The organism is Pelagicoccus albus, assembly GCF_014230145.1.
Taxonomy (GTDB): Bacteria; Verrucomicrobiota; Verrucomicrobiia; order Opitutales; family Opitutaceae; genus Pelagicoccus; species Pelagicoccus albus.
The window spans coordinates 151,272-177,782 of record NZ_JACHVC010000006.1; the positions used below are offsets into that span (position 1 = coordinate 151,272).

Genomic DNA, 26,511 nt, shown 5'->3' on the forward strand with positions numbered 1-26,511 from the left:
TTTTGCTGTTTTTGTTTATGAAGTCATTAGCCTTCGCTCTCATCTGCTTGACTATCTCTTGTTCCTCTTTTGCCCAAAGTGGCGAATGGTACAGCAACGCGCTTGGTCATGCCATCGATTGGAAAGTTATCCAGCAGCCATCTGAAGGGGAGTCGATAACCATTCTGAAACTGGGTGGATTGCCCGAGTTTCAAGCAAAGCAGGACGGGGTGGGGCTAGATGGCTCCCGAGTAATTGAATTCGACTATCGAGACGCTCCCGAGGCGATATTTCCTTACCTGAGCCGAGACATCCAAAAGCTTCGTAATGATTTGTTTCGAAACGAACTCTTTAAGGAGTTAGATTTGGATTACGCTCGGATATTCATTCTGCCTGAAGGCTATGGCTTGAAGCCTGATGTACTTTATTTCGTTAATGAGCAGCGACCTCTTTTAATGGATATCGCGTATCCGCTAGATGCGGACGGATCTGTTCCGTGTGTTTTAGAATTTTCGTGTGACAATACAGATCGCATGGGGAATTTCTCGCTCGCGGTTTGTCGGGACACTTTGTTGGAAGGCTTTGCTACGGCTGGCTACGCCTTCGCCATGGCGGATCACCCCGTTCCTCCGCCCTACAAAGGCTTAGATCCGATGGTTGACTGCATTCCCAAGATCAAGGCAGCGACGCGAACCCTGCGTGGTGCGGGGCGTGAATTAGGTTTATCGGATGATATCGCGGTGGCAGGGTTCTCTCGCGGAAGCGGTATGGCATTAGCCCTAGTGACAACTGAAGGAAACGGCAGCTTTGAGGTGAAAGGCGAGTATCCGGAAGAAGATGACACTGTTCAGGCGGCGATAGTTCTTTCCGGGCGTTTTACTTATCTTAATCTTTTGAAGAATGATAAGATGTGGCCGCGATATTTGAAGGCTTGGGGAGAATCAGATGAGAATCCTGTTCTCTGGAAAGAGCAGGGGGCGTTGGATTATCTCGAGGGAGCTACCAAGCCGCTCTTTCTCAGTATCAACAGTGGGGAGGGGCCGGACGCTCAGCACCAGATGTCTTTGTTGCGTCAGCGTCTAACGCTTTGGGGAAGTCCCTACAGGTATGCGACAGATTCCGACGGTCTAGGACACAAAGTTCCTCTCGATCCGGTCTTGTTGGAGAGCATGCGTGACTATTTGCGAGATAACTTGAACTGAAAATTCTCTCTTACCAATCGGGTGTCTCGCCAAAATGGACTCCACCATCGTGTACCCGAGCTTTTGAGCCTAGACCTTGGCGTAGTCTTATCATTTCTGCTCCTGCTAGGAGGACGGGTCCGTATCCATGGGCTGCGTACATGCTGGTGGCCCGGTAGGCGTAGAACGCTTTGTCCCAGCCCATTCCGGTACCGACGCAGGTGCCTTCCACTTGGCCTTCTTCGTTGATTTTTTCCGCTACCGCGTTCCAGCCGAGGGATGCGATGGGGCCGTAGGTCAATGGATCTAGCCAGCCTTCATTAATACCTTTTGCCAATCCGAAAACAAACATGGCGCTGGCTGAGGTTTCCTCATAGGTGCCGGGCTCGTTGAGCAGTTGGTGCCAAAGTCCGTTGATGCCTTGAGTTGTGGATAGCCCAGCCGCATGCGCTTGAAAAAGCTCGAGCATTTTCTCGTAACCCGGGTGGTCTTTCGGAAGTTCTGACAACAGTTCCGCGTTTGCCATGAAAGCCCAGCCGTTGGCTCTGGCCCACGGGAAATAGGGATGGGGATCCATTTCTTGTACCCAGCCATGTCGGTACAAGCCTTCTTCCTCAATGAACATGCGTTCGGAGAACTGGGTCATTTGTCTGACCGCATCATCGAAGTAGTTTGAATCACCTGTGTAGGCTGCCATCTGCGTCAAGGCGGGCACGCTCATGTAGAGATCGTCCAGCCATAGGCTGTCTTTCATAGGCCGGTTGCGTGCTAAGGTGCCGTCTTCGAGGCGGTATTGTTCGGTGCCGACGTGATGTAAGCCGCTTTGCCAAAGTGTATCCAAATTTTCCACGACACCAGCTGCTTGTGCCTTGATCATGGCAGCTGACATAGCCCCGCAATGGTCAAGAGAATGGGGTTCAAGTAGCCGTTTGGTTGGATAGCGTTCGGGACGATCATCTTCAGCCATTTCACCATAGACCTCGCTCAATTCTCTTATAGTCGTCAGACGCTCTGAAACGAATCGATTGAAATCCTCATTTCCTGTTGCTTCCGCCGCTGATAGCATGCCCGCATAGGTGACACCCCATTCGTAGCTTACCAAGGCAAAAGGACCGCGTACTAGACCAGGGAGTCGAGGCCATTTCTCTCCCTCCTCTAGGGCTTTTTCCGTCTCCAAGTCGCCGATACGGATTGGACTAGCTGTTTCCAGATAGCGAAGCACCGATTCCAGTTTGGCCAGGATTTCTTCAGTCTCAGCAACCTCATAGGATACGGGCATTGCGGATGGCTTCTTCCACAAACCAAGTGCAGGTTCTGCATCTGGCCCTATCAACTGGGCATCGAGCGGTGAGGGTGGGATTAGCAAGACTGCAATGAGTGAGAGTGAGAGGTAGGGGAGTCCTTTCATGGGGGGAATTCTCAATGTAGGGTTGTGCGAGCGGGGTAGTGTAGCGAAGTCGACAGAGTACTCTGCAATTGCCGTTTAATTAAAGTGGTCCTTGCGCTTACAGTAAGTATCTCTGTGGTCCTTATTGTTCGAAGGAGGATGCTCGAGCACGAAAATGGCGTACCCGATTCAGGTACGCCACAGGGATACGATGAAGTCGTTTTGCTGCTACTTTTTACTCGCTAATTTCTCGTAGCGACTGAGGAAGGCTGTCACCAAGCTCGCGTGGATGGGAACTTCGGTTTCTCCAAAGGTGTTTTTTACCCAAAGGTCTATCCCTGTGTCTGCATGGCTCTTCAGGATTTCCGGAGTGATGGTGATAGACGAAATCTGAGTTAGCTGATCGTATGCTGGGTTTCTTTGCGGATCGCCCGCTTCGGTAGGGAGTACTCTGTCCCCGATTCGAGCGCTGGTGTAGTCCATTGATTTTCGATCGTATTCGGTCATGCCTTGATGCAACTTGGCGACGATTAGCTGATGAGCTACAGGCTTCCCGTCCCGGAATGCCACTCTAAAATAGTGAGCCATGGCAGGAGTCGAAGGATGGGCGACTTGAGGCGACTCTAGCCAGGTTATGCCGGTTGATCGGTCCTTATTTATCTGTGTTTCGAAAGCGTACTTTTTGTAATCGCGTTTGTGGATTTTGAGCTCCTTTTTGTCCATGTCAGCTATCGCTTTGGGTGGAGCTGCTTCAAGTAAAAGGGCGTTTCCAGTTGCGACGCATAGGGCAATCGCGGTGCATAGTAGTTTGCGTGTTTTCATTAGGGTATAAGGTTGGGTTTTCTTGTTTTCGAAAGGGGATGAACGAAGCTGATTAATTTGAGTGTTTGAAGGTCCAGACGTCTCCGCGTGTGAGTTCGCCGGCTTTGCTGATACTATCGACTCTCCACGTGTAGTATCCGGTTTTTGGATCGGTAACTTCAAAGGAGTTTTGATTCAAGAGACCTTGCCAAGTGCTAGAGCTGCGGCCGGCTTTGAGGACCTTTTCTTGTGTCGAACTGAGTTCGTCACCGAAATTGAGATACAGAATGTAGGTGTCGCCCTTTTGTCCTGGCTGCCAGCTGAGCGTGAGTCCTCCATCCTCTGTGGTCTGAGTCGTTGCTCCGGTTTGGGGGAGTGGAGAGTTCGCTTGTTTGCTTGGATCGGGTGCGTCGATTACGATCTCGACCAAATCGGCTATCGAACCCTCGATTACCTTTTGAAGAGTAAAACCCTTTTGTGTGAAAAATTGCTGGAAGGAGATGTCTTTGCCTCGTTGCTGGACTGCAATGGTATGCGGATTTTCCGAGAGGCCGCTTATCGTCAGGGTGAAGGAGTCTTCACTCAGTTTTGATAGAGTTATGACGCAGCCTTCGAGCTCGAATGATTGGTCCTCGTTGCCCTTTAACTCTCGGTAGTCGTCTGCCCCCGGATCCGTGAATTGAATTCGTTCCGCCTTATGAAATTGAGGCAGGAGCGTTTCGATCTTCTTCTTGTCGGTGCGGAATGGGTACAAGGGCAGCTTGTCGCTTCCGGTGTAAGGGGCTTGGGCCTTTTCATCCCAAGCGTAACGGGTGTAGATCGGCTTCTCGACAAACTCGCTTGATAGAATAGCGTTCGCTCCTCTCCACTTGACCTCGGCGGGATAATAGACCGCGTCTTTTCCGGCGATCTCGAAGGCTCCTAGCTCTCCGGCGGCAATGTTCTGACTCTCTTTGAGTTTTTGGGTGAAGCTCGCTTTAAGGCGCTTCTTACCTTGGATTATGGTAGAAATTAGTTGCGGGATTTCGCTTTTGTCTCCGGGACGAGAATAGGTCGACTCCAAGGCAAGGTTGGCAAAACGATAGCCTACATCTCTCTTGTTGACGGGGTGAATATCGCGAACGTTTTTGACCAGGTCGAAAGTCGGGATCATTTCGATCCCGTTTTCTGCGTCGACCACTGAGGCTTGAGTTTCCCAAAAATAGGGAAGGGCATCGAGGCTCGGTGTCTTGTCGCCGATCCATTCCGAGTATGTGAAAGGCGCTATTTGGGCGAAGTAGAAGGGAGCCTCGCTGTCGCTCCAGGCGTCCCTCCAAGATTTGATCAAGGCTCTCATCTTATCGGCGTAGATGGAGCCGTCGCCATGCATCAAGTTAGCTTCGCCTTGGTACCATAGAAATCCTCGCAAGGAGAAAGGGGCAAGCGGCTCGACCATGCTCTCGTAGAGTTCGGTGGCTTGTACGCCTTTGACCCAGGCGAAATAAGGTTGGTCGAGAAGGGGCGCCAGCTCTTCGTCGTGCTGGAAAGCTTGGTCTGGCATCCACGCTTCGATCATGGTGCCTCCGTAGGCACAGTGTATCAAGCCGATGGGCACATCTAGCTCGGCGTGCAGCTTTTCGCCGAAATGGAAACCGGCTGCGGAGAAACGCATCGATTCCACGGTCTCAGGACTGCAGCGTTTCCACAGCATCTGGTTTTCTTCGTTCTTCACCACCCCATGCCGAGGCATGACGAAGAGGCGAAGATGGGGCAGGTCCGCATCCTTCAGGACTTCTGGGTAACCGAGGGTAGGCTTTTGGCCCTTTTGTTCGCCCAGCGGCTTGTCCATGTTGGATTGGCCGGAGCAGAACCACACTTCGCCAACGAGAACGTCGTCGAAGATAAGCTCGTTGTTGCCCGTTAGGCTTAGGCTGCGGGGGCTCGCCGAAGCTTTAAGCGGGGCGAGGGCGAGGGACCAATTCCCGGATTCGTCTGCGGTGGTCGATACCACTTGCTCAGAGAACTGGGCGGTTACGTTTTCACCAGGATCGGCGGTTCCCCAGAGCTTAACTGGCATCTCCCGCTGCAAAACCATGTGGTCGGTGAAGATCGGCGGGCAAGTGATGTCGGCTTGCGTGAGCGGGGCGAGTGAAAGGAGTAGGGTTGGCAGGATTGCTCTCGCTAGGCGGCGAGTGTGTGGCGATTTATCGCGACCAAGGTCGCTCCTACTTGTCTTTTGGCTGTTGCGGATTCTCATAGCTCGATTTTGGTGGAGCCCAGTCCTTCGCTCTCCGCGGTGAGAGTGATTGAGCCGTCTCCTGTCCTTTCAATCACCACGAGGGCTTGTCCTTGCCAAGTCTTTCTAGGATTGGCTCCGTAGTTTTCTTCACTGGCGAGATCGGCGCTTCCGATAGCGGCGATGCGAGCGGGGCCGTCTAAGGAGTAGCTCACCGACGCATCTTGAGCCATGTTCCAAATCCCGTTTTTGTCGGCAAGGCGGACTCGGACGAAGCGAAGCGTGTTCTTCTCTCCATGCTCGATGGGCGTTTCCGCCTCGAGTGCGATTTGGGAGGCCGGTTCTGCGGATTGGATAACAAACCGTTCGACGACGTTGCCATTGGAATCAATACCTTGCGCTTCGATCTTTCCCGCTTTGTAGGGGATTTCGAATACGGCTTTAAATTCTTGTGTCTCGCCAGTGGGCTTCTCGCCGTATATCTTGCTATTCAGAAGGAGGCGGGCCTTTGGGTAGCGGGAAAACACTTCTACGGTTACCGGTGTACCTTCAGCTAGTTCAGGCCAAGTCCAGCTTTCGATCAAAGGGCGAGTGGCCCATTGGGAAACGTTCCAATCCTCGCCTGTCTCGGTCGGCTCCAAGACTGCGGCAAAGAGCTTCTCGCCCTGATCCCAGACGATGTTGCGATAGTGGGAAATCGGTTTGCGGAAGCCTGTCAGGTCGATGTCGCCGCAGTAGGCCCCGTGCCATGGATAGTGCACGCCTTCCCAGTGTGGGTACGCTTCGATTTCAGGAGGGAAAACGCGCCCGATGCCTGCTTCTCCCAAGTAGTCGATTCCGGTCCAAACGAAGTCGCCGATTACGTATTCGAAATCGGAGGACGCCTTCCAGCTAGCGAATGCGTCGTCGAGGTAGCTCTCGGAAGAATAGATAATCCGGTTGGGAAGACGCTCATGGTCTTCCGCGTGCCGGTGTAGTTCGTAGTTGTAACCCACTACGTCCAAGTTGGCAAAGAGGTGGTCGAGCTGGGGCCATTCTTCTTTTTTGCCCAATCCGTTTATTCCGGCCGTCACGGGGCGAGTTGTATCGATGCTGCGAACGGTTTCTCGCATTTTGGCGGCGATTTCGATCCCGCTTTCCTTGCCTCGCTCGTAGACCTCGTTGCCAATACTCCACATGACGACCGATGGATGGTTGCGGTCCCGATAGACCATGGCCCGAAGGTCAGACTCCCAGTTTTCGTCGAAAAGAGTGCCGTAGTCCTGCTTGTTTTTTTTGGATTTCCAGCCGTCGAAGGACTCGTCGGATACTAGAAGCCCCAGCTGGTCGCAGGCGTCTAGGAAGTCGCTAGAGGGAGGATTATGAGCAGTGCGAACCGCGTTGAAGCCGGCGTCTTTAAGTACCTTCGCTTTGCGGAAGGCGGCGTCGCGGTATTCCGCCGCGCCAAGCGGGCCATTGTCGTGGTGGACGTTGGCTCCGATCAGCTCGACTGATCGACCATTGAGCAGGAAGCCCTCTTTCGCCGAAAATTCAACAGTACGGATTCCGAAGCTTGTTTCCTCTCGGTCCGTTTGCCGATCTCCCACGAAGCTTCGCACAACTAGGCGATATAGCGTGGGCGAATCCAGATCCCAAACCTGTGGATGCGGTACGCCGAGCTTGGCTTCGAAGGTGAAACGTTCGCCTGGGGCGGCGTTCCCGCTTTGTTCGAAGTTTGCGACCGGAAGCCCATCCGGATCGATGATGGAGGCTTTCAGGGTGATTTCTTCAGTCGCTTCCGAACCGTTGCGGGCTTGTGCGGAAACGGCTATGGTGCCCAGCTTGCCATCTTCGGAGATGAACCAAGTAGATGCGGAGATATCCCTTTTGTCTATGTGGATCGGATCGAAGATTCTTAGGGTAACCGGACGATAGATGCCGGAGCCGCTGTACCAGCGCGAGTTCGGCTGGTCGGAATTATCCACTTTCACCAGAATCTCGTTCGTTTCGCCAAGGACGAGGCTGTCGGTGAGGTCGACCTGAAAAGGGGTGTAGCCGTAGGCGTGCTCGGCGAGTAGTTCGCCGTTTAGCCAGACGCTCGCCTTTTGATAGACGCCTTCGAAGTGCAGCAAGGCCTTCTGGTCCATCCAACGTTTGGGAGCTAGCAGCTCCCGCTTGTACCAGCCGATACCGGTCTGGAAGAATCCGTTCCCGCCGAGACTCGGCTGATCCTCGTCGCGAGGCAATTCGATGCTCCAGTCGTGAGGAAGGGAAACCTCGGTCCATTGATCCGATTCAGCGGGTTGTTCGGGCCCGTGGCTGAAATTCCAACTATCGGCGAGCGTTTCAGATTCGCGTGCGAAGCCAGTCATGGGGCTTAGGCTAAGGGCAGCTGCGATGCTGCCAATGACGCAAAGCGAGCGGGGGGCAATTCGAGGGGACATGGGTTTTGCAAAAGGGGCTTAGGATATCTCGATTTTGGATGAAAAACGAATGAAACAAAATATATTTCACTGAGTTTTTCTTCTCGGGGCAATAAGCTTATAATCTGGGTATGACGCTTGGTTTGAAAGGGCTTTATAAGGTGTCTAGGAGCGAAACGCGTTGACACAAGGTTTTTGTGAAACATAAGGTTTTGCTAATTATTTCATTTGAAATAATTCCCCCTAATAACCCAGTTGCCTGTGCGTGTTCCCAACTTTCGTCTGCGTTTGCCTTTGTTGGCTGCCTTGTCTTTTGCTATCCTTCCCACGTCGTCGAAGGCGGTGGAGGTTTCTAGCGTCCGGCCTGAAACGTATGCAGACCTGGAGGCGGCTTTCCAGTCGCCAAATGAGGATGCGCGACCTTGGGTATTTTGGTATTGGATGCGTGGAGCGATCTCGCTCGAAGGTATTACTGCCGACTTAGAGGCCATGGCGGAAGCGGGTATCGGCGGAGCCTACCTGATGCCGATCTTTGGCGTAGACGAGGAACCTCTTTACGAGCCCGCATCGCCACAACTGTCACCTGAGTTCTGGGAGCGGGTGGATCACTCCTTTGCCGAAGCCGAACGTTTGGGCTTACGCATCGCTATGCACGCCAGCGACGGGTTTGCGGTCGCGGGCGGTCCATGGATCAAGCCCGAAGAATCGATGCAAAAGGTGGTCTGGTCCAAGACCTTCACCCGAGGAGATGCGGCTTCGATCGTTTTGCCGCAACCCGAGTCGCTGGAAGGGTACTATCAGGACATCGCCACCTTCGCCTATCCGAGGCGAGCGGGCGAAGGCGAGTCGAGCAATCTTATAAAACCGCAGGTCACCAGCAGTGTGGAGGGTGACTCTGCTCAGAGACTGGCTGATCCACTCAACTCCGAACCGCTGCGAAGCGAGGAGCCGTGCTGGATTCAGTACGAATTCGAGACTCCTTTCACGTGCCGCAGCCTCGTGATTCGGCCGCACAGCAACAACTACCAGTCCAATCGCATTAAAGTCCTCGCCAGTGAGGATGGGGAAACCTTCCGCTTAGTCCGGCAATTGGAGTCGCCGCGGCACGGTTGGCAGGATGGAGACGCCCAGTTCACGCACTCCATAGAAGAAACGACAGCTCGGTATTTTCGTTTTGAGTATGATCCGACTGGATCATCGCCAGGATCGGAGGACTTGGATCGTGCCAAGTGGCGGACCGTGTTTAAGATCCGCGGGATCGAACTTTACGGAGACGCCCGTATCCATGCAGTGGAAGGAAAAAGCGGTCTGGTCTGGCGTATTGACCGAGAGACTACCGTCGACGAAGCTCCGTTGGCTGCTTGCATTGATCCATCAGAAATAATCGAACTGTCGGATCGTTTGAGCCCGGATGGCGCACTGGATTGGGATCCTCCTGTCGGGGAGTGGACGATCCTGCGTATGGGCCATACCACTACTGGACATACCAATGCCACTGGGGGAGCGGGCAAAGGACTCGAAGTTGATAAGTTCAACCCGGTGGCGATTGAAAAGCAGTTTGACCATTGGTTCGGCGAAGCCCTTCGGGTCGCCGGACCAGATCGAGCCGGCTCCGTGCTCAGCGGTTTCCACGTCGATAGCTGGGAGTGTGGCAGCCAAAATTGGTCGCCCTTCTTTCGTGATGAATTCGAAAAGCGACGCGGCTACGACATTGTACCTTACTTGCCACTCTTTGCCGGAGTGCCGATAGAATCCGCGGAGCGATCCGAGGAGGTTTTGCGAGATGTGCGTGAAACGATTGGCGAACTGGTCGTGGATAAATTTTACGGTACCATGGCGAAGTTGGCCAAAGATGCCGGTTGTGACTTTTCTTGCGAGAGCGTGGCTCCAACTATGATGAGCGATGGCATTGCCCACTTCCAGAATGTCGATTTTCCGATGGGCGAGTTTTGGCTGCAGAGCCCGACTCACGACAAACCCAACGACATGCTGGACGCCATTTCTGGCGCTCATGTCTACGGAAAGCGGATCGTTCAGGCGGAGGCTTTTACCCAGCTTCGAATGGCTTGGGATGAACATCCCGGCATGCTGAAAACGCTGGGAGATCAGAACTTTGCTCGTGGAATCAATCGTTTCTCTATTCACGTGTTTACGCATAATCCTTTTATGGATCGCGTTCCCGGTGTGACGCTCAATGGCGTGGGCCTTTACTTTCAACGCGATCAGATTTGGTGGAAGATGGGGCGTGCTTGGGTTGATTATCTGACGCGTTGCCAGGCTCTTTTGCAGCTCGGTGAACCGGTGGTGGACGTAGCGGTTTTTATGGGTGAGGAGATGCCACGACGCTCGGTTTTGCCGGATCGACTTGTATCCAGTTTGCCGGGAATCTTCGGCGAAGATCGGGTCAAAAGTGAAGAGACCCGTTTGGCGTTCGAAGGACAGCCTCTGAGGGAAATGCCTGCCGGAGTGACGCATTCCGGGAATATGGCTGATCCAGAGGATTGGATCGATCCGCTTCGTGGATACGCTTATGACTCCATCAACCGCGACGCATTGCTTCGGTTGGCAACAGTGGAAGACGGACGAATCGTGCTTCCTGGCGGAGGAAGCTACGCGGTTTTAGTGGTTCCTCAAGAAAGACCCATGGCCTCGCAAGGCAGCGTCTTGAGCGACGAGCTGCGGGATAAACTTGCGGAGCTGAAAAAGCAGGGAGCAGTCGTACTGGAAAATGTGTATGAGGAATCTGATTTTTCCCGATTCGGAGTCGCACCTGATTTTCTCGCTATGGATGAGAACGGTGAGCGCTTGCATGGATTGCCTTGGTCTCACCGCCGTCTCGAGGATGCTGAGCTCTACTTCGTTTCTAACCCGAACGATAGTGAAAAACTAAAATCGACTATTTCTGTTCGAGCCGAATCAGGTGTGCCCGAACTTTGGAATCCTCAAACGGGTGAACTTTGTGCGGCAGAAGCTTATTCGATAGTCGATGACCGTATCGAGATGCCACTTACGCTCGAGGAGGCAGAGTCTTGCTTTATTTTGATTCGGCCCGAGGGGCTGGCTGAGAGAGAGGCAGCCAAAAAGTGGGAAGTCGCAGCTTCCTTAGGCGATGCGGTCTGGGCGATCACCTTGCCCGGATTGGGACAGTATTGCTTGGAATCATTGCAGAGCTGGTCGGAGTTCGAAGAGGCGGAAGTACGAGCCTTTTCGGGAGTGGGCGTTTACGAGACAAGTTTTGTTTGGGATAAGAGCAGTGGCGAATTGGCGATTGACCTTGGTGATGTAGCCGAACTAGCGGAGGTTTATGTTAACGGAAAATCCTGTGGGTTGGCGTGGACGGAGCCGTTTCGAGTTTTTGTGCCCAGCGAGTTTTTGCGTGAAGGCGACGAGAACGAGTTACGTATCGAAGTCGCCAATACTTGGAGGAATCGACTGATCTCCGAATTCGCTCTACCTGAGGAAGAACGATCCGTTTGGACGACGGCCCCTCTGGATCTGGATGGGGCAAAGCCTATCAAATCCGGGCTTCTCGGTCCGGTGCAGCTGATGACTACCAAGCACCGCTTAGAACCCAGGGGAACCACATTTTTCTATGCTAAAGAAACTTACTAGCCTGACACTTTTAAGCTCTGCCATTTTGGTCAGCGGCTGTTTTGCTCAAAGCCCTGAATCCTCGAGCCGTCCTGAGGTTCTGCCTTTCCCGGAAGGAAAGCCTCGCATGGTTTCAGGGAAAAAGATGCGTGCCATTTACGAGGAAGTTAAGACTCCCTACAAATACGGAGTGGTGCTTCAGCCTGAGGAAGGTGAAATGGTCGACTGTCCCAACGTTTTCCGCCACGATGGACGTTGGTACATGATGTTCGTCTCGAATGTCGATTCGGTCGGCTACCAAACGCATCTAGCAGTCAGTGACGATTTGTTGCAGTGGGAGCGGCTTGGTGTCATCATGCCGTTTGCGGAGGAAGGATGGGATGCTTGGCAGGCAGACGGCGGTATTGCCCTCTATGATACACGTTGGGATGATGCTGACCACGAGCTCGGCACCTACGAGGGCAAGTATTGGATGTCTTATATTGGCGGCGCGGAACAAGGGTATGAGACCGATCCGCTTTCTATTGGCTTGGCGTCTACGGAAAACCCGACCGCCATTCAAGCGTGGGACCGGCTCGAATCGAATCCGGTGCTTTCGCCCATGCAGAGCGACGTGCGTGACTTCGAGCACGTGACGCTCTACAAAAGCGCTATCGTGCGGGACGAAGATGAGCAGCTCGGAGCTCCCTTCGTCATGTTCTACAACGGCAAGGCTCCGCCTTATGGACAGGAGACGATCGGAATCGCTGTGTCTCACGACATGAAGAATTGGCAACGCTATGGTCCTGGACCTGTGGTTAATAATGTCGGCCCTTCGCCTTGGGCAATCAGTGGCGACCCGCAGATGGTGAAAATCGGCGATATCTGGGTGATGTTCTATTTCGGAGCGTTTTATCAAAAGGGAGCCTTCGATACCTTCGCCTGTTCTTACGACCTGGTGCATTGGTCAAAGTGGGAAGGGGAGCACCTCGTGGAGTCGAGCGAGGCCTACGACAAAACCTTCGCCCACAAGCCTTGGGTTCTAAAACACGATGGGGTGGTTTATCACTTCTACTGTGGAGTCGGTGAAAACGGCCGGGTAATCGCTCTGGCAACTTCGGAGGATTTGAAATGAAGCGTTTCCCAGGTAGGAGCGACCTTGGTCGCGATTGTATGGTAGGGCTCGCAAGCAAAGTCGTCCCTGCATTCTTCCTCGTATTCACAACTCTGATAAGTGCGGAAGTGCCCGCTCGCAAAGTCACCTTCGACTCGCCTTCCGAAGCCTTCACTGGCTCTGTGCCGCTTGGGAACGGTCGACTGGGAGCTTCGCTGTACGGCGGGGTCTTGGATGAGACTATCGTCTTGAATGAAAATGGGATGTGGTCCGGTTCCCCTCAAGAGGCGGATCGTCCCGAGGCAAACCAAGCCTTACCTGAGATTCGCAAGCTTTTGCTCGAGGGCAAAAACCATGAGGCGGAAGCCTTAGTAGATGCGAACTTCACCTGCGCCGGAGCGGGATCTGGGATGGGAACAGGTAAAGACGATCCCTATGGTTGTTATCAAACCCTCGGCAAATTGGGCCTCAGAATGCTTTCCGATGGCGACGGCGAGGTCTCCGATTATGTGCGGGAGCTTCGTCTGGAAGATGCGACGTTTTATCAAAGCTACAAACTTGACGGCGTGCTCTTTGAACGGGAGGGCTTTGTTTCCGCACCGGATGAGGTTTTCGTATTGAAGCTCACTGCTAATCAGCCGGGAGCTGTCAGTTGCGATCTTCAACTTGACCGGCAGGAACGTTTCAGCGTGGAGCGGGCAGGACCCGATGGGCTCCGCATGGTGGGGCAGTTAAATAATGGATACGAGGGGACTTCTGAAGCGAAGACCACTCAGCCGGGTGTTCGTTATGCGGCTCTCTTGAAAGCCGAGGCTGAAGGGGGTGAGGTTTCCTCCGAAAATGGAATTCTCAAAGTTCGCAACGCCGACTCGTTGGTCGTTTACCTAACGGCAGCCACCGATATCAAAACCTTTGCTGGTCGCGATGTTCGTGATGCCAGAAAGGCGGCGGATCGCGATATGGCTGGAGCTCGTTCCTTTCAGTATTCGGATTTGAAGGACAGGCACGTTCAGGACTACCAGTCCTTCTTCGACCGGGTAAGCTTACGATTGAGAGGTGGCAATGCCAGCGAGGAAGCGAGCCAACTGCCCACGCCAGAACGGCTGGTCGCCAACGAAAAAGGAGTGCGGGATCCCGATTTGGCAGCCCTCTATTTCGATTTCGGGCGCTATCTTTTGATCTCCTCTTCTCGCCCCGGAGGTTTGCCTGCGAACCTGCAAGGGATTTGGGCTGAGAAGACGCAAACCGCATGGAATGGCGACTGGCATACCAATATCAATGCCCAGATGAATTATTGGCCTGCTGAGGTGTGCAACCTGTCGGAGCTGCATCAGCCGCTGTTTTCCTTGATTGAATCACTGGTGGAACCGGGCGCGAAGACTGCCAAGGCCTACTACGATGCGGATGGTTGGGTTTCGTTTCTGTTGTCCAACCCGTGGGGCTTCACTTCACCAGGGGAGGCGGCCAGTTGGGGTTCTACCGTTTCCTGTTCCGCGTGGCTGTGCCAGCACCTCTGGGATCACTACCTCTACACTGAAGATGAGGCTTTTCTGGAATGGGCTTATCCGATCCTGAAGGGCTCCGCCGAGTTCTACCTCGATATGTTGATCGAAGATCCGGAAACCGGCTGGCTGGTCACCAGTCCATCTAATTCACCGGAGAACGCTTTCATCGATGAGAATGGAAATAAGGTGCATGTTTGCAATGGTCCGACGGCTGATCAGCAACTGTTGCGTTACTTATTTGATGCCTGTATCAAGGCAGCGGATATAGTAGGGGACGAGTCCGCGTTCCAATCGCAGTTGGATGAAGCTTTGCCTCGTCTCGCTCCAACGAAGATTGGTTCCGATGGCCGGGTTATGGAGTGGCTGGAAGAATACGAGGAGGCGGATCCTCAGCATCGACACATCGCACATCTGTGGGGCCTCTATCCCGGAAATGAGATTACACCTTCAGCAACGTCAGAGCTTGCGAAGGCGGCCCGCAAAACCTTGGACGTTCGAGGCGATGGAAGCACCGGTTGGAGTCTTGCATTCAAAATGGGTATGTGGGCCCGACTGGGTGATGGCGATCGCGCTTACAAACTAATGAGTCAGCTCTTCAACCCCGCAAAACCCCGCACTAAGGAATCCCCTTGGGAAGGCGGTACGTATCCGAATTTGTTCGACGCTCATCCTCCCTTTCAAATCGACGGGAATTTCGGCGGAGCCGCTGCAATCGCAGAAATGTTGATGCAAAGCGAGCTTGGCAAAATCACCCTTTTGCCCGCTCTGCCGGAGGAATGGAGCGAGGGCGAGGTGAAAGGCTTAAGAGCTCGAGGCGGATTTGAGGTCGATATCGCCTGGTCCGAAGGGAAGCTTACCTCCGCCAAGATCAGAAGTATACACGGGACGAATACGGTTTTGGTCTACGATGAAGAGAGTGAGTCGATCGAGCTAGAGATCGGAGAAGAGCGGGAGGTTACGCTATGAGCTTTGAGAAACTGTCTTGGGTTTGGCGACTATTGGCGAGCTCGCTGCTACCGTTTGCTGGATTGTCTTTCGCGGCTGGGTCGCAGCCCGATTGGGAGAATCAGCACGTTATCCAAATCAATCGAGAGCCCGCTCGAGCTCACTTTTTCAACTACGAATCAGCGGAGGCTGCCCTTGCCGGCGACCGTGAATCATCCCACCGCTTCCAAAGCCTGAATGGGACTTGGAAATTCAATTGGGTCAAGCGTCCCGAGTTGAGGCCGGTGGATTTTTATCAAACCGATTTCGATGATTCTGCGTGGGGCGATTTAGAAGTTCCCGCGGTGTGGGAGGTAAACGGATACGGCACTCCGATCTATGTAAGCGCCGGCTATCCGCACCGCATCGATCCACCCCGTGTGACGAGCGAGCCGAAGGAAGATTGGACCGCCTACGATGAGCGGAATCCTGTCGGCAGCTACAGACGGAGTTTTGAAGTTCCGAAGGGCTGGAAGAATCAACGCGTCTTTCTGCATTTCGCCGGAGTTCAGAGCGCTTTCTATGTTTGGATAAATGGAGAGAAGGTTGGCTACAGCCAAGGTAGCATGACCCCTGCGGAATTTGATGTGACCGATTACGTTCGCAGCGGTAACAACCAAATCGCGGTGGAGGTCTACAAATGGAGTGATGCCAGCTATCTCGAAGATCAGGACATGTGGCGATTTGGTGGAATCCAGAGAGAGGTTTATCTTTATGCGACCCCGCAGGCCCGTATTTCCGATTTTGGAATCCGCACGGAACTGGACGAAAATTACCAAGACGCCCTGCTGGCTATAGAGCCTGAATTGGCGGCTCCGCAGAGTGAATCCTTGGAAGGCTGGACCGTAGAAGCGGAATTGTTCGATGAGGAAGGACAACGTGTTTTTGAGTCACCGCTTTCCCATGACGCGAAAGAGATTTTGAATCGTGGATACAAAGCAGGAGTGTTGGTGGAACGTAATCCGCAGCGAGGACGGCGTTTGTTTGGATGGTTAAAGGCTACAATTAAGAACCCGAAAAAGTGGACCGCGGAAACTCCGAATCTCTATCGATTGACCCTTTCGCTCAAGGATCCTAGCGGGCAGGTGATTGACGCGACTTCGAGCGATATTGGCTTTCGCGAGGTGGAAATCCGAGAGGGACAGTTCTGGGTCAATGGCCAAGCGGTTCGCCTGCGAGGAGTTAATCGGCATGAGCACGATCCTGAGTTGGGCCGAGAGATGACTATGGAGCTCATGGTGCAAGACCTCGAGCTCATGAAGCGGGCCAATGTGAATGCGGTGCGTACAGCGCACTATCCGAATGACCCGCGATGGTACGAACTCTGCGACCGCTACGGCATGTACGTCATGGACGAGGCAAATATTGAGACGCACGGCCTGCGTGGATACTTAGCGAGTCAACCGGATTGGCAGGCTGCGTTTTTGGATCGAGCCGTTCGAATGGCCGAGCGGGACAAGAATTTCCCTAGCATCGTTTTCTGGTCCATGGGCAACGAATCCGGCTATGGTCCCAACTTCGCCGCGGTATCGGCGTGGCTCAGGGAATTCGATCCTACGCGTCCGATCCATTACGAAGGCGCGCAACGCGACCTAGCCACTTGGGATACGAGCTACTCGATGGAAGATCGTGCTCATGATCCGAATACGGTGGATGTGATTAGCCGTTTCTATCCGCGCGTCGAAGAGGCTTATCTGAATCCCGGACTTCCGGAAGACTCTAAGGATGAACGAGCGGAAAATGCTCGCTGGGAACGGCTATTAGAAATAGCACGAGACGATTCCGATGATCGCCCCGTACTGACCAGTGAATACGCTCACTCAATGGGCAACGCACTGGGTAACCTCAAAGAATATTGGGACGAGATCTACTCGCATCCGCGAATGCTCGGCGGATTCATTTGGGATTGGGTCGATCAGGGACTCTATAAAATCGATGAAAGTGGAGTCCGCTATATCGCTTACGGAGGTGATTTTGGCGACAAGCCAAACCTGAAAGCCTTTTGCTTAAATGGGATCATTTTTGCCGATCGTTCTCTGAATCCCAAGTATTGGCAGCTAAAGAAAATCTATCAACCCGTGGCAATCGAAGCTGTGGAGCTTAACCCCTCAGGTCCAAGGTTGAAGGTCACGAACCGCCATCATCACGTAAACCTCGATACTTTGGAACTAAGCTGGCAAATGATTCACGATGGAATCGTGGAAGCGGAGGGAGTTTTGCCTGCACTCGATTTGCCAGCCGGAGACGCGACCGAAATTCAGCTACCGATTGGGGATCAGTTAAGTGTTTCGAGCGTTGGCGATTATTGGTTGAAAGTGTCCTTCAAAACCAAGGAGTCCACTCTCTGGGCCGAGGCAGGGCATGAAGTGGCTTGGGAGCAATTCGCTCTTGAGACGAATAAAGAAGCAATCCCTGCGATCCGCACAGAAAAATTGGATACGCTAGAGGTTATTGAAGATTCTGGTTTCTGGCTTATCAACGGAAAGGCTTTCCAGGCAAAGCTCTCGAAGCAGACGGGGAGCTTGTCCAGCCTCCGCTACGCGGGCGAGGAGATGCTGGCGGAAAATGAGCAGCCAAATTTGCAGGCGTATCGAGCTTACACGGACAACGATAAAGGATTCGGAAAATGGTTGGCGAAAGACTGGAGCAATGCCGGTTTAGACCAAATTGAAAGAGAGCTTGTTTCGATTGCCTTAGAGCGAAAGTCGAAGCGTGAGGCTGTATTCATGGCCCATACACGGGGAGTTGCTGAAGCGGGAACGATTGAACACGTCTCGGAGTGGACGTTCCGTGGCGATGGATCAATCGACGTAAAGAGTCGGTTCGAGTGCGATGAGAGTTTACCTTATTTGCCACGCATCGGGGTTCGCCTCTTTTTTGATCGTAGACTAGAGAGTTTCAGCTGGTATGGTCACGGGCCTTTCGAGAACTACGTGGACCGCAAGGACAGTACACCGGTGAAAGTGTGGGAGAGTACGGTGAGCGATCAATACGTGCCGTATCCACGCCCGCAAGAGACTGGAAACAAGGAAGGGGTTCGTTGGCTTGCCTTGCGAGAGGGTAGCGAAGGGGCAGGGGTTCTTGTGGTTGCCAAGGGTGAGACCTTGTCGGCTTCAGCCCTGCACTACGCGGAGGAAGATCTGTCCGCTGCCAAACACACCAACGAGCTGGTCGAACGAGACGACATCGTTCTGTCGCTTGATGTGGCTCAATGTGGCTTAGGCAACAGCAGCTGCGGACCAAGCGTCCTGGAAAAGTATGCCCTGCCAAGTGGGAACTACGAAATGGAATTTAGTATCCGACCCTTGGATGCAGAAGAAAACGCAGCTGAGCTCTCACGCGTTCGCTACGAGTGATGCGGTGGATCCAAGATTATTTGAGATGAGAAATACAATTTGTCTGATAGCGGCGACCTTGGTCGCGAATGGAATTGGGATCGCGAGCAAGCTCGCTCCTACATCTAGGAAATCGGTGATTCGAGTTGGATTTTGCTCTCTCGCCCTTGCGAGCGTGATACCCTCGGTTCCAGCGAAGTCTGAAGGGTGCGGAGATGGAGAGCGCTACAAGGTGGCCGTATGCGATTGGATGATACTGAAGCGTCAGAAGCTGGGAGCTTTTCAGCGAACTCACGAGATCGGAGCGGATGGGCTTGAGCTCGACATGGGAGGCTTGGGGAACCGTCCGACCTTCGATAGTAAGCTGATGAATCCGATCGAGCGTCGAAAGATGCGGGACGAAATCGAGAAGTATGAACTCGAAGTGTGCGCTATCGCGATGTCTGGATTCTACGCGCAAAGTTTCGCGGAGCGAGACGGGGTCGAGCAGTTGGTAACGGATACGATCAACTCCATGGAGATCATGGAAGTGAAGACCGCTTTTCTTCCGCTTGGAGTGAAGTCCAACCTCGTGGAGTTCCCGGAGTTGCGGCCCAAGGTTGTGGAGCGGCTTAAGATGGCTGCAAAGTTGGCGGAGGCGGCGGGTGTAGTAATCGGTATCGAGACCGCATACGATGCTGCCGGGGATGTGCAGCTACTCGAAGACGTCGGTTCGCCCAATATTAAAGTGTTCTTCAATTTCGCCAACGCCTTGCAGAACGGTAGGGATTTGATCGAAGAGCTTAAGATCCTAGGTAAGGACCGGATCTGTATGATCCATGCGACCGATGAGGATGGTGTTTGGCTGGAGAACAACAAACGGCTGGATATGGAAGCCGTTAAGCAAACTTTGGACGAAATGGGTTGGAGCGGTTGGCTTGTCATCGAACGCTCGCGAGACGCCAACAATCCGCGAGATGTAATCGGTAATTTCGGAGCGAATACACGGTACCTGAAGAAGGTGTTCCAAGGAGCTAAGTAGGAACGAATAATTTTGAGTGAGATAGGTCTATGTTTAAGAAAGCTGTTTTAGTACTTTGTGGGTTAGGTGCGGTATCGGTTGCGGCCGCTGCCCCGCGTCAGATTTGGGTTTCACCCGAAGGGACTGAGGCGGGCGATGGGAGCATGGAAGCTCCGTATCTCAGAATCGCCGCGGCACAGCGGCAGGCCCGCGAGTTGCGTCGGCTCAATGATGAGTCGATCGCAGAAGGGATCGAAATCCTGCTCACCGATGGCAAGTACGAGCTGATAGAGCCTTTGCTGATACGTACTGAAGATTCGGGTACGGCCGTTAGTCCCACAACGTTTAAGGCGGCACCTGATGCGACTCCTGTGTTGAGCGGTGGCGTTGCAGTCGAGGGTTGGAGTCCTGCGGAAGGATCAATCGAAGGCTTGAATCCCGCTGCCAAAGGAAAGCTCTGGGTGGCTAAGACTCCTCGCAAAAACGCAAACCGGTTTTCTTTTCGTCAACTTTGGGTCGAAGGAGAGCGGGCCGTGCGGGCTAAGGAGGTTGATGATAATGACCTGCCCAGAATTCTAGATTGGGACAAAGAGAACCGGGTTGGTTGGATAGAGCTACCGGAATTCGGCGATTTTTCCGATCCGCTTGGCATGGAGTTCGTTATCCATCAAATGTGGGCGATCGCGATTCTTCGGGTTAAAACCTTTGAAGCTTTCCCGGAGGAAGGCCGGGCGCGCATTTCATTTTACGAGCCCGAAAGCCGCGTGCAGTTCGAGCACCCGTGGCCTCCCGTTGTTTTAGCCAATAAGGGCAAGCCAGGATTTTACAGCGCCGACAATGGCAGTTCCGCTTATTATCTAGCCAACCGCATGGAGTTCCTCGATGAGCCAGGTGAGTGGTACCTCGACGAAGAGAAGGGACTGGTCTACTACTGGCCGAAAGAAGGTCAGGATATGGCCACGGTGGAGGTGATCGCTCCTGCCATGGAAACTCTGGTTGAGGTGCAAGGATCTCTAGACGCGCCAGTTGAACACGTGCAGTTCTATGGTATCCACTTTGAGCATACTACTTGGATGCGTCCCTCAATTGCAGGGCATGTGCCGCTGCAGGCCGGGTTTTACATGTACGATGCCTATAAGTTAAAGGTCCCCGGTACTCCCGATAAGGCAGGCCTTGAAAATCAGGCTTGGATTGGGAGGCAGTCCGCAGCCGTAACTGTCTACGGCGGTAACGACATCGCTTTTCGAAACTGCATTTTTCAGCGCATAGCGGCTAGCGGTCTCGACTATACTTTTGGTTCTCAGCGAGCGGTGGTGGAAGGGAATGTCTTCCGCGATATTGGTGGTAACGGAATAGTGATCGGCGGCTTTCAAGACGGCGGTATCGAAACGCACGTCCCTTACGATCCAAGCGACGAGCGAGAAATATGCTCCGATGCCCGCATCGTTAACAATCTCGTGACCGACGTAGCCAACGAGGATTGGGGATGCGTGGGAATCGCGGCTGGTTACGTGCGGGGAATTGAAATCGCCCACAACGAAATCAGCGAAGTCGCTTACACCGGAATTAGCATGGGCTGGGGTTGGACCAAGTCCGTCAACTGCATGCGGGACAACCTGATTCACGCTAACCACATACACCATTACGCAAAGCACATGTATGACGTGGGTGGAATCTACACGCTATCGCCTCAGCCAAAATCGGTGATCAGCGAGAACAGCGTGCACACCCTCTACAAGCCAGCTTACGTACACGACCCGAACCACTGGAACTATCTCTACCTAGATGAAGGTTCGTCCTACATCTACGTTCGAGACAACTGGTGTCCGGAGCAAAAGTTCTCCACCAACGCCAACGGCCCCGGAAACACGTGGGAGAACAATGGCCCTCAAGTGTCCCAAGAGATCAAAGACGCGGCGGGGCTGGAACTGGAGTTCCAGCATTTGTTGAACTGATTTGGCCGAAGCTTTTTTTCAGCCTATCGCTGATTTTTGCCTACTCGTATTCGTAGACCGTGAAACGCTGAATGGTGACGGAGTCGACAAAGGAACGAATGTGGCGGCCTTGGTGGGTTTGGTCGCCGTTGAGATGCTGGAAGACCTTCCATTTTCCGTCTTCGAAACTGCCGCTCTCCGCTTTGAGGATGCCGACGCGGGGAGCGTTCTCTTTGAGGCTTTTGATCTTAACGGAAACGCCGAAGCCTGCGTAGTAGAACTCGTTGTCAGCGGTTTGCACGATGATGGCTCCCGCCGGTTCCCACTCTTCCGCATTGGAGTTCGGTTCCCAACCAAGGTTGAAGGTATGGCCTGCGATGAACTCGTAGTCGCCCAACTGAAAGGTCACCTCTCGAACGTCCTTGTCCAGTAGCACTGCTTCTACGCGTCCTTGCCCGCGTTGTTGGTCGAGCAACGGTTTGATCTGTGCAACGATGTCGTAGATCTCTCCGAGTTTGGCTTGGCCGGGAGTGAGCGGTTTGCCGGGAATCTGGTCGATGGCGAAAGGGGCGAAACCGAGTGCTTCGTAGTGACCAAATGCATACAGCGATTTAGCTGAAACGGTGTCGTCGTAGCGGTGTTCTGGAATGAAGAGCGGATTACCTTGGCGGACGTAGAGATCGTTCCAGTGCTTGAAGCGAGGATTGTAGTAGTCGGGAGAGTAGAAATCGATATTCGAAGAGGCGGCTCGCCAGAGGTCCATGACATGCGGCAAGGGTCCGGCACTCGGGTACTCGCCCGGTTTTCTCCCTGGACGATTGAGGGCCGCGTTGACGTAGGCGGGTAGGGCGTATTCTTCTTTGCCCGCTTTAGCGACTGCGTCGGCGTATTTGGCGAAGTAGTACGCCATGAAAATTTCGTCTGTGTGGAGGCCAACTCCGAAGATTTCCTCCCAGTTGCCTTCTGTTTTGGATCCCGCGTTTTCCCAGACTTCGAGGAACTCCGGATTTAGCGTGTCCTTGTTTTGGACCAGATATTCGATAAGCTCGGCAGGTACCTCGGCTTCGAACTGCTCATTGGCAAGCGGGTGATAGTCGCGAGCGGAAGGCAGCATGCCGATTTCGTTCTCCGGTTGCATGAGGATCACGGTCTGATGGTCCGCGTCCACCTTTTTGATATGCCGGAGGAGTTGGCGGTAGGCATTCAGGTCCGCCTGAAGATTGTTATCCGAAAATGGAGTTAGGATCTCCTGGCTGATTCCCTCGGCGCTCTTGGCTCTGGGAAAACGTTTCTGATCCAGCTTGACCCATGCTGGGACGTGACTGGACATGCTGTTTTTCCAAGAGCCGAACCAGAGGGGCACCAGCTTGAATCCTTCTTTGCGGGCTCGAAGAATCAGGTCGTCGACCAGCTCGAAATCGAATTCTCCCTCCTCTGGTTCCAGAAGTTCCCAGTAGATGGGGATCAGAATGGTGTTAACGTTGAGCTCCTTGAGGCGCGGCCAAATAGGCTCCATCGACTCCATGGTGCTGCCGGCGGAATTCGAAAGCTCGCCCGCCAGCATGAGGAAGGGCTCTCCTTCAACGACTAGCTGTTGGCGGTTGCCGACTATTTCCATATGGGGAATAGCAGGCTTGGCGATGAGTGAAATGGGAAGGGCCAGCAAAGCGGCCGTCGAAAGGATTAGTTTTCTTAGCATGATTTGGAGCGGGGTTCTTGTCTCGAAAACAGGGAAACGCGCCGCCATTTCTCGGTCAATCCAAGCAGGAAACGCTGCTAGTCTATTTATAGCAAAGAATGAGGCGACGCGAACAGACCATCGAAGTTTCAACTTATTCGCCTTTCCGATAGGAACTTCGATAGGCGGTGGGGAAGTCTTCGGGGACTGCTTGAGTGACGTCACCAGTGGCTGCCCATTCCGTACCTCGCTGGAGGCTTACGATATATGCGACATTGTTGATCGCTGGAGCGTTGGAATCGTCCCCAGCTCCTACGTGGCCGAGCGTCGAATGGAAGACGCGACCTTCTCCGTAAGATATGGCCATGAAGACCGGTTCGTTGTGAGGGGAAGCACCTCGCTGGTCGGGATCGGCAAAGCCGGTGGCTAGCAGATCCAGATTTTCAGCGGGTCCGCGCAGACCGGAGTAAAGCTCGTCCCGTCCGTTTAGCCAGACCTCTGGCAGTCCTTCGGTGACGGGGTGCTCCGAGTTTCTCACGGTTAGAAGCCATTCGTGAGGCGGAGGGTGCCCGGCAGCTCCGGGAGACTGGTCGTGCACGACTTCGCAAGAACGCCAGTAAATGCGGGGGCCCCAACGCTCGTTGCGACTGGCTTGGAATTTCGGCTTGTCCGAGAGAGGGGGCTCGTGCAATCCGGAGCCTCCCCATCCACCTACGCCAATCATTTTATTAAACTCCGCCCAGAGAGGAAAGGAATTGTCCGCCGCGTGAATGGTCACGAGTCCGCCGCCGTTTTTCATGTATTCAACAAATGAATGCTTTGTCTCCTCTGGCCATTCCGCTCCTTCGTAATCCATAACCACTACTTGATATTTCGACCAGTCGGGCGAAAAGCCCTGCATGCTCTCGCCGCCCGGCGGGGTCAGGATGACGTCCACCTCAAAAAGGCCTGTCTCCTGCAAATAGCGTTCGATGGCAGCAGACGAGACTTTCCAGTTGTGGTACTTGTTGGATTGGCCCGTCAGCAGCATTGTCTTGATGGGCTTGATCGCTTCTTCGGCGAGAGCGATTCGAAAGAATGCGCTGCAGGCTAAGGTAGCTAAAAGGAGAGCTTTGAATGCTGTATTCATAATCTAGTATCGTTTGAATAATTGTATTTCACCGTTCGCGCTATGGCAGCGGAGCGAATCCTTCGGTTTTAATTTGCCAGCTGCCATCGTCCGGGAATCCTGGGAATTCGTTTTCGGAACCATCCCAACCTGCGAGCATGAGGGCGAGGGCGGAGAGAAATGAACCGTTGGCGGGCAGGTAGACAGCGATTTCGGGGTGACCTTTGCTCTGGCTGGCTCGAACCTCGTCGCTGCCTTGCGGGCAATGTCCGTTGGGTGTGTAGCGATTGTTAGGACCGTCGCGGAGAAGGATTTCTACTGCCTCCGCGGGGCGGCCCAATCGAGCGGCGGTCATGGCGACTATCGGGTAATCCCAACCCCAGATCTTGGCTTCCCAGTCCCACTCCGCCAAAACTCCGTCCAAGGTTGCGTTCATGATGGAGCGATCGACGTAGTCGGTCTCCGGGAGAAAGCCCAGCGGCATCAGCATCTGGGGATGATCGTGCCGGCTATCAATATTGTCCCACGTGTCTGGATACGATTCGAGGGCGACGTATTTGCCCTGGGATTGAGGAAGTTCAGGAAGGTGCGCTAGAATGTGGTCCCATTTCTCCACGCGTTCCATTCCAAGCTTTCCCCTCCACGTTTGGGCAATGCCAAGGGCCCAGTTCCAGTAGGCTAGCTCGAAGGACGGGTTTTGACTGGTCGATTGATCGTGGATCTCTTGGGCGATCCAGAGCGGTGGACCCAGAACGTACTCGGAGCGATTCTCGTCGAAGTGGAGCATGGAAGCCATGCAGGCGGCAGACTGCAGAACCAAATCGCCATAGGTTTCCAATATCTCGGGTTCTTCGCCCGAGCGGCGAAGTAGCTCCGCGAGATAGATGGGGTGGGGTTGGTTCCAGACGATTAGCGGGTTTCCGCCCGGACTCTCCCTTCCGTCAGGTCCTACCATTTTGGACCAACGCGCTCCGTCGAGGCCCCGCTCGCTGGCAAGTTTTTGGGCGACCGGGAGTCGGTCGAGGAACCAGGAGAGATTTTCTTCTGCGTAATTTGATTTTCCCCATGCGATAAAATGAGCGACGTGCCACCATACCATTTCGGTGTGATGTTTGCCGTACCAAGTGTTGCAGGTTAGCCCACTCTCTTGAGGTGGAAACGTGGATACGCATTGGGCGGCGGTCAGGTAGCGAGATAGGACCATGCGGTTTTCCAGCTTTTCCGCGATGGGATTGGTACTTCCCGAAAAGTCGGCTGCGGCGCCTGTTTGCCAGAAGTCGATCCAGTGCTCCTGGCCACGTTTCTTCGCCGCTTCGTAAGTCGGGGCCAGCACGTTGTCTGGGGAGAAGCGAAACGTGAAGCTTAAGGTTTGTTCCTCCGATCCCTCTATCATAAAAGAATGAGTATCCACCTTTTGGAGTGGATTGCTCGAGATCGCGTAGTAGCTCGCATCCAGAACATTGCGTTTCACGGTTCGCTCATCGAGCTGTAGGGACTGATGATGTTCGCTATTTGTCCAATCGAGGGCAGGGGTGTTCTTAGTGGCGATGTCGTGGCCTCGCGGAAAATCGATCCGTACGCGGATTTTTCCCGATTCGATCAAGGGGGATTTGATCTGCAGGGCGACGCTGTCGGAGTCGGAATCGCAGGAGGTGACAACTTCGACTGGCTCTCCTCCCAATTGATAGGTGCTAGTGATGGTTCCCCGCCAAAGGTCGAGTGTCTGGCTGGGTGATTCGATCATGGCCTCCGTTAATTTTCCGCCCGGAGCGTCCAGCCACTCCAAGGAAAGCTGACCCAGTGGGTGCAAACGAGGGTTGCGACGCAACCAACGACCCGCCGCCACGCTCGTTCCTCGGGCAGGTAGGGAAATGATGCTGCCGTCTGCTTGGGTGAAGTCTCTACTCGCGTTTTGAAGGGTGTAGCCTTCGGGGTTCTTTTCGCTCGTCCAACACCAGCGAGCAAGCGTTTCGAGCGGGATCCCGGTGGCGTGGTAGTTCTGGCCGAAAGTCTGTAGGCCGGTGATATCAACGGTGAAGGCGAAGGATCCGTTTCCCACGGTTAGAGGTGCGCTGGTATCGATGGCCTCAAGGTGCGGGTTGTGGCGCGAGACGACTTCGAGGCGGTTGATAGGAGTGTCGACCGTTTGACCGAGGGACAGGCATGTAAATAGGCTAGCGAGCGCGGCAGCTAGGGGTAGCTTTATAATCATTTGGGTGGGGGGGCGGCTTTTTTCCAATCCAACAGGCTCTGAGAAAAAGTCAAAGATGCTCGGTTCAGGGATGCCGATTTGGGTTGCTGAAAAATGAAGCCAAGGT

At 53.7% G+C, this 26,511-nt stretch carries 14 protein-coding genes; 7 read left to right on the forward strand and 7 right to left on the reverse strand.

Annotation, left to right across the window (positions count from 1 at the left end):
* Nucleotides 1-17 precede the first annotated feature (17 nt).
* Nucleotides 18-1,181 (forward strand): alpha/beta hydrolase family protein, encoded by a 1,164-nt coding sequence (locus H5P27_RS04150; RefSeq protein ID WP_185659116.1) that lies wholly within the window; start codon nt 18-20, stop codon nt 1,179-1,181.
* 10 nt (nt 1,182-1,191) lie between these two features.
* Here the strand turns inward: H5P27_RS04150 and H5P27_RS04155 are convergent, their stop codons facing one another.
* From H5P27_RS04155 to H5P27_RS04170, 4 genes are all read right to left on the reverse strand, one after another.
* Complete coding sequence (locus tag H5P27_RS04155; RefSeq protein WP_185659117.1) at nt 1,192-2,568, reverse strand: glycoside hydrolase family 88/105 protein; 1,377 nt, start codon at nt 2,566-2,568, stop codon at nt 1,192-1,194.
* A 207-nt stretch (nt 2,569-2,775) separates the two neighbouring features.
* Complete coding sequence (locus H5P27_RS04160) at nt 2,776-3,369, reverse strand: hypothetical protein (protein WP_185659118.1); 594 nt, start codon at nt 3,367-3,369, stop codon at nt 2,776-2,778.
* A gap of 52 nt (nt 3,370-3,421) precedes the next feature.
* Nucleotides 3,422-5,584 carry a sialate O-acetylesterase gene (locus H5P27_RS04165; protein ID WP_185659119.1) on the reverse strand — a complete coding sequence of 721 codons (2,163 nt, stop codon included), beginning with the start codon at nt 5,582-5,584 and terminating at the stop codon, nt 3,422-3,424.
* The gene (locus H5P27_RS04170) at nt 5,581-7,986 is read right to left on the reverse strand and encodes a glycoside hydrolase family 2 TIM barrel-domain containing protein (RefSeq protein WP_185659120.1); all 2,406 of its coding nucleotides are present in this window, start codon (nt 7,984-7,986) and stop codon (nt 5,581-5,583) included. Before H5P27_RS04170 ends, H5P27_RS04165 begins: the two co-directional genes overlap by 4 nt.
* A 240-nt stretch (nt 7,987-8,226) precedes the next feature.
* Here H5P27_RS04170 and H5P27_RS04175 point away from each other — a divergent pair, with 240 nt between their 5' ends.
* The 6 genes from H5P27_RS04175 to H5P27_RS04200 are packed head-to-tail and all read left to right on the forward strand — an operon-like array spanning nt 8,227 to nt 21,428.
* A complete protein-coding gene (locus H5P27_RS04175; protein ID WP_221774600.1) occupies nt 8,227-11,577 on the forward strand; it encodes a glycosyl hydrolase in 3,351 nt (1,116 codons plus the stop codon).
* The gene (locus tag H5P27_RS04180) at nt 11,558-12,670 is read left to right on the forward strand and encodes a glycoside hydrolase family protein (RefSeq protein WP_185659121.1); all 1,113 of its coding nucleotides are present in this window, start codon (nt 11,558-11,560) and stop codon (nt 12,668-12,670) included. Before H5P27_RS04175 ends, H5P27_RS04180 begins: the two co-directional genes overlap by 20 nt.
* A complete protein-coding gene (locus H5P27_RS04185; protein ID WP_185659122.1) occupies nt 12,667-15,120 on the forward strand; it encodes a glycoside hydrolase family 95 protein in 2,454 nt (817 codons plus the stop codon). Before H5P27_RS04180 ends, H5P27_RS04185 begins: the two co-directional genes overlap by 4 nt.
* Nucleotides 15,117-18,494, forward strand: coding sequence for a glycoside hydrolase family 2 TIM barrel-domain containing protein (locus H5P27_RS04190; RefSeq protein ID WP_185659123.1), 3,378 nt, complete (start codon nt 15,117-15,119; stop codon nt 18,492-18,494). The genes H5P27_RS04185 and H5P27_RS04190 overlap by 4 nt, the downstream gene beginning before the upstream one ends.
* Before the next feature lie 25 nt (nt 18,495-18,519).
* A complete protein-coding gene (locus tag H5P27_RS04195) occupies nt 18,520-19,494 on the forward strand; it encodes a sugar phosphate isomerase/epimerase family protein (RefSeq protein WP_185659124.1) in 975 nt (324 codons plus the stop codon).
* Between the two features lie 29 nt (nt 19,495-19,523).
* Nucleotides 19,524-21,428: a right-handed parallel beta-helix repeat-containing protein gene (locus tag H5P27_RS04200; protein ID WP_185659125.1), complete on the forward strand. Its 1,905-nt coding sequence runs from the start codon at nt 19,524-19,526 to the stop codon at nt 21,426-21,428.
* A gap of 40 nt (nt 21,429-21,468) precedes the next feature.
* Here H5P27_RS04200 and H5P27_RS04205 read toward each other — a convergent pair whose 3' ends face one another.
* From H5P27_RS04205 to H5P27_RS04215, 3 genes are all read right to left on the reverse strand, one after another.
* A complete protein-coding gene (locus tag H5P27_RS04205) occupies nt 21,469-23,106 on the reverse strand; it encodes a GH35 family beta-galactosidase (protein ID WP_221774601.1) in 1,638 nt (545 codons plus the stop codon).
* A gap of 133 nt (nt 23,107-23,239) precedes the next feature.
* Entirely contained in the window at nt 23,240-24,214 is a 975-nt protein-coding gene (locus H5P27_RS04210) for a ThuA domain-containing protein (protein ID WP_185659126.1), read from the reverse strand.
* A 40-nt stretch (nt 24,215-24,254) separates the two neighbouring features.
* Entirely contained in the window at nt 24,255-26,405 is a 2,151-nt protein-coding gene (locus H5P27_RS04215) for a hypothetical protein (RefSeq protein WP_185659127.1), read from the reverse strand.
* Nucleotides 26,406-26,511: the final 106 nt, after the last annotated feature.